This is a genomic window from Nocardia tenerifensis NBRC 101015 (genome assembly GCF_000308715.1).
Classification (GTDB): Bacteria; Actinomycetota; Actinomycetes; order Mycobacteriales; family Mycobacteriaceae; genus Nocardia; species Nocardia tenerifensis.
On record NZ_BAGH01000152.1, the window covers coordinates 1 to 2,785 of the forward strand.

Genomic DNA, 2,785 nt, shown 5'->3' on the forward strand with positions numbered 1-2,785 from the left:
AGCATCACGATCGAGGTGAGCATCACCGTCAGCGAGGCATCGGCGGTCAGCGCGGCACCGCGACCGGCGCAGGCATCGCGGTAGACGCGGCATCCCGGTCACGGCGGTCGGCGGTCGACGGTCGGCGGTCGGCGGTCGACGGTCGGCGTAAACATTGCGATCGGCGCAGCATCACGAGCGAGGTGAGTATCAGGGTCAGCGCGGCTGCGGTGGTCAGCGTGAGCATCGCGACCGGCGCAGCATCGGGGTCGGTGCAGCATCGCAAGTGGCGCAGCATCACGAGCGGCGTGAGCATCACGGTCAGCGCGGCAGCGTGGTCAGCACAGTCTCGTGGTCGACGCGGCCTCATTGTCAACGCGGCATCGCGAATGGCAGCATCACGACCGGCGCACCACGGCCGGCGCGGCACAACGATCAGCGCGGCATCGCGGTCGCACGGCATCGGCGGTCAGCGCGGCAGCGTGGTCGACGCGGCATCACGACCGGCGTAAGCGTCACGGTCAGCACAGCACCCGCAGTCGGTGCGGCATCGCGGTCGACGCGGCACCGCGACCGGCGCGACATCACGATCGGCGTGAGCATTACGGTCAGCACAGCACCCTCGGTCGGCGCGGCATCGCGATCAGCGCAGCATCACGGTCAGCGCGGCATCGCGGTCGACGTACAAGATAAACGGGTGAGGATCAGGTTGTCCCTGATCCTCACCCGGTGACATCAGTCGACCAGCGGGGCGTCACTTACCGCGGGGGTGGCGGGGATCGGTCTCCACGCCTTCGGTCTCGATTCGCTCCTTGCGCACGGTGTCGGACACGGTCTGCTCGTCCTCGACCTCGTCGACGGCGAGGCGGACCCGCTCGACCGGCACGGCTTCCTTCTGCACCGTCACGCGGTCTTCGTGCAGGGTGACCTCCGCGTCCTGCTCGCCGATATCGGTGCGGCCGACCTGCGTCCGGTCGGTGATCGGCTCGCGCTCGATCCGCACCTCCTCGTGCGTGGTCGGCACGGTCACGGTCTGCTCCTCGGTGACCACGTACTTGTGCAGGCGCGCGTGACCCGCCTCTTCATTCTGCGTGTTGACCGCGAGGCGCTCCTCGGAGCGCACCATGCCCTCATCGGGGCGGCGACCGCCACGCATCTGCTGCCTGCCGCCCATCGCCATGCCGGCCTGGCTCGGGTCGATGTGGTAGTGCTCGAACAGTTCACGCTCGGCCTCGGGACTGATCAGACCGTCGTGCTCGAGATGCGGCGCGGTCTTCACATCCGCCTCTTCGACGTTGACCTGCAGTGCTTCCGGGTCGTGACTCAGTTGCGCGCCGGCCAGCGGAACCAGCGAATCGTCCTTGAACCAGCCGGTGTCAACCGACGCCCAGGTCGGCGCGCCCGATGTGTTGTCGACGTAGATCCGCTTGACCTTGCCGATCCTGTCGCCGTGGGCTCCGTACACAGCGCTTCCGATAAGTTCTTCCAGCATTCCGGTCATGATGTAATTCCTCCGCGTGCATTCGATGAAAGATGTTCAGGCACTTGCCTTTTGATCGGGCTGGTCGAGATCGTCGGCGATTCGCTGCGTCTGCCGCGAGCGTCGGACCGGATCTTCGACGTTGCCCCGGGCTAGGTATCTACTGACATCCAGCCGTTGCGTGTCCTGGTCGATCGCGGATTTTCGGTAGGCAATATCAAGCATGTGTCTGCTCCTGCCACGTAGTGAATGTTCCCGATTCCCGTAGTGGAATCCGGCCGATCAGCTACATGAAGGCAACTACCCGGCGGGGTATGCATCAAACGCCTCGGCGAGCAAATCGGCCTGTGACCGGGGATGTGCGGCGGGGGTTCGGCGTGGCGCGTACACCGGGGGTGTTCCGGTCGGCCCCTCGGCCGATTACGCTGCGCGGAGGCTTTCGATTTTGCACTCTTCTGACGGCGGCCTCGGTCAGTGTACGGTTGTACTCTGATCTTGCGCGTAGCTTTCCGGATAGTCGCAGTCACCGAAGGGATGGTCGGCCCATGTACACACCTCGTTCGGCACACACTCATTCACCGAATCCCCTATGACGGTCGGTGCCTGATGGAAAACGAACTCGCACAAGAACTCGCCGCCGCCGCCCGCCGCCACGGTGGAGCCATCGCCGGCATCGTCGGCGGCGCTGCCCGCAAGGCCTCGTGGGAGGTGCTGGACTTGGTGGCCGAGGGGCGTGAGCTGGTGAATGCCGCGCTTCGTGCTCGGGCCGAGGAGTTACGGCGTCGGGACAGTTTGAAACGGTGAGGTACTGAGGGGGTTGCCGACGGGGTGGGGTGGGATGGTTCGCGGGTGACGTGATCGTGGGGGATCGGCCTGAACTGGTTGGCGGGTGGGCGTGATTCCGGCGTGGGCTGAAATCGTTTCGCGGGCGGCGCGATCCTGTAGTCGGCCTGGGCTGGTTTCGCGGGTGCGCGCGATCGGTGGAGTGGGCATCGTTGGATGGGCTGGTTCGAGGATGCGCGCGATTACTGCGTGGGCCTGAGATGGTTCGCGGATGGGCGCGATCCTTGGGGTGGACTTGGGCTGGTTTCGCAGATGGGCGCGAGTCTTGGGGTGGGCCTCAGCTGGTTCCCGGATGGGCACGATTCCGGGGTGGGCCTGAACTGTTTTGCGGGTGGGCGTGATTGTCGCGTGGGGCTTAGATGGTTTCGCGGATGGGCGCGATTCCTGCGCGGGCCTGGATGGTTCGCGGGTGCGCGCGATTACTGCGTGGGCCTGAGATGGTTCACGGATGGGCGCGATCCTTGGGGTGGACTTGGGCTGGTT

The 2,785-nt window shown here is 65.7% G+C and carries 4 protein-coding genes; 1 reads left to right on the plus strand and 3 read right to left on the minus strand.

The genetic code is table 11. The features are described from left to right. Positions 1 to 46 precede the first annotated feature (46 nt). From ON39_RS12110 to ON39_RS48685, 3 genes are all read right to left on the minus strand, one after another. Positions 47 to 295: a hypothetical protein gene (locus ON39_RS12110; RefSeq protein WP_040733686.1), complete on the minus strand. Its 249-nt coding sequence runs from the start codon at positions 293 to 295 to the stop codon at positions 47 to 49. 438 nt (positions 296 to 733) lie between these two features. Beyond that, a complete protein-coding gene (locus tag ON39_RS12115; protein WP_040733687.1) occupies positions 734 to 1,480 on the minus strand; it encodes a PRC and DUF2382 domain-containing protein in 747 nt (248 codons plus the stop codon). Between the two features lie 36 nt (positions 1,481 to 1,516). Continuing rightward, positions 1,517 to 1,684: a hypothetical protein gene (locus ON39_RS48685; RefSeq protein WP_157195444.1), complete on the minus strand. Its 168-nt coding sequence runs from the start codon at positions 1,682 to 1,684 to the stop codon at positions 1,517 to 1,519. 381 nt (positions 1,685 to 2,065) lie between these two features. Here ON39_RS48685 and ON39_RS12120 point away from each other — a divergent pair, with 381 nt between their 5' ends. Continuing rightward, positions 2,066 to 2,263, plus strand: a complete 198-nt coding sequence (locus tag ON39_RS12120; protein ID WP_040733688.1) for a hypothetical protein — start codon at positions 2,066 to 2,068, stop codon at positions 2,261 to 2,263. Positions 2,264 to 2,785 lie beyond the last annotated feature (522 nt).